The sequence below is a fragment of the Planomonospora algeriensis genome (assembly GCF_977012225.1).
Genome location: NZ_CDRNDK010000810.1, coordinates 1 through 1,618 on the forward strand (window position 1 = coordinate 1; position 1,618 = coordinate 1,618).

Below are 1,618 nucleotides of genomic sequence, written 5' to 3' on the forward strand. Positions count from 1 at the left end.
GGTGGGGGGAGGCGGGGGGGAGCGGGGGAGGCCGTCACACGTCACCGCCGAAGAGCGGGTCCCAGCCGTCGTGGGAGTCGTGGCCGTCCTGGAGGTCATGGCCGTCGTCCGGGTGGTGGCCGCCGGGATCGTCGGCGCCGGAGAGGTCCCAGGGGTCGTCCTGGGCGCCGGCCGCGCCGAACGGCCCGGAGCCGGCGGCGTCCGGGACCGGATCGCCGTCCGCGTCGCCCGGCTCGAAGACGTCCGGCTCGGGCAGCAGGGACAGATCGGGCTCCTCCGCCGAGAAGGTCTGCGCGAACATGTCCAGGGACTCCTCCTCCGTCGTCCGGACCGTCCCGAAGAGGAGTTGACGCAGCTCAGCCAAGTCCTCTGACTCGTTTCCGGATGATCCGACTTCTGTATTGTTACGGTCCAATATCATGGCTCGCTACCTCATACCCGGACAATCGTGCGGCGTGCTGTCATGGGGTGGTTTCCGTCTCGTGAGAAAGCGTGGCCGATGACGAGTGGGTCCCTGAGCAGGGTCGCCGAGGACGAAGGCCTTCTCCTGGCCGCGGCGCGGGCGGGTGACGAGCACGCCTTCGCCGCGCTGTGGGCGACCGCGCAGCGCCAGGCCTTCGGGGTCTGCTACCACCTGACGGGCAACCGCGCCGACGCGCTGGACGCGCTGCAGGAGACGCAGCTGGCCGCCTGGAAGGGCCTGGACTCCTTCGCGGGCCGGGCGCCCTTCCGTGCCTGGATCCTGGCGATCGCGCGCAACGCCGCCCGCACGGTGGTCCGGCGCCGTGCCCCCGGGGGGACGCTCTTCTCCGAGGTGGAGGAGGAGACGGTGGTCACCGGGCCGTTCGAGGACACCGTCGCCGAGCTGGCCGACCTGCGCCGGGCGCTGACCGCGCTGCCGGAGTCGCACCGGGAGGCGCTGCTGCTGTGGGCGGGCGGGCTCACCTACGAGCAGACGGCGGCCGCGCTCGCGGTGCCGCTCAACACCGTGCGGGTCTGGATCCACCGGGCCAGGAAGCGCCTGCAGGCCGAGCTCGCCGGGGAGTGAGGGCGCCGCCGGGAACGTGGGGCCGCTCACCGCGGCGTCCCGTCCCCGGGCGGCTCGTGGCGGTAGACGGCGACCTGGGGCACGCGGATGACGTGCCCGCCGTCGGTGTAGCCCTGCTTGACGGTCTCGGCGACGACGTCGTGCAGTTCCGGCCGATCGGTCGGCTCGGTGCCGAACGCCTCGTGCAGGCGCGGGTCGAAGCGCTGCCCGTCCGCGACGATCTCCCGGACGCCGGCCCGGTTCAGCCCGTCCAGCAGCAGGCCGGACAGCCGGGGATGCCGCTCGTCGATCTGGTCCCGGCAGTCGATGCAGGCGTCGAGCAGCGCCTGCCGTCCCGGATGGCCGTCGGCGAACAGCCGCTCCACCCGCTGGGCGAGCGCCGGGCTGATCCCGCTCCGGGCGACCTCGGTCAACGCCTCCGCCAGCGGGTCGGACTCCGGAGGCCTGGGGAAGGGGCCGGAGCCGGACGCGGCAGAGCCCGGCCGCGGCGGTGGACCTTCCGGTCCTCCGGGCGGCGCGGCGGTACGGGCGGCGCGGCGGCGCGGGCGTACGGGTGGTGCGGGCGGTACG

The 1,618-nt window shown here is 74.2% G+C and carries 3 protein-coding genes; 1 reads left to right on the forward strand and 2 read right to left on the reverse strand.

Features of this window, described 5'->3' with window-relative positions:
- Window positions 1-34: 34 nt before the first annotated feature.
- Window positions 35-364, reverse strand: a complete 330-nt coding sequence (locus ACWJ6R_RS35990) for a hypothetical protein (protein WP_449066489.1) — start codon at window positions 362-364, stop codon at window positions 35-37.
- 135 nt (window positions 365-499) lie between these two features.
- Between ACWJ6R_RS35990 and ACWJ6R_RS35995 the strand changes: the two genes are divergently transcribed.
- Complete coding sequence (locus tag ACWJ6R_RS35995) at window positions 500-1,048, forward strand: RNA polymerase sigma factor (protein WP_449066490.1); 549 nt, start codon at window positions 500-502, stop codon at window positions 1,046-1,048.
- 26 nt (window positions 1,049-1,074) lie between these two features.
- Here the strand turns inward: ACWJ6R_RS35995 and grpE are convergent.
- A partial coding sequence (gene grpE, locus ACWJ6R_RS36000) for a nucleotide exchange factor GrpE (RefSeq protein WP_449066491.1) occupies window positions 1,075-1,618 on the reverse strand: 544 nt, incomplete at its 5' end.

Bases quoted from the DNA above. Each gene is read 5' to 3' on its own strand.
- ACWJ6R_RS35995 (WP_449066490.1), top strand. From the start codon at position 500: ATGACGAGTGGGTCCCTGAGCAGGGTCGCCGAGGACGAAGGCCTTCTC.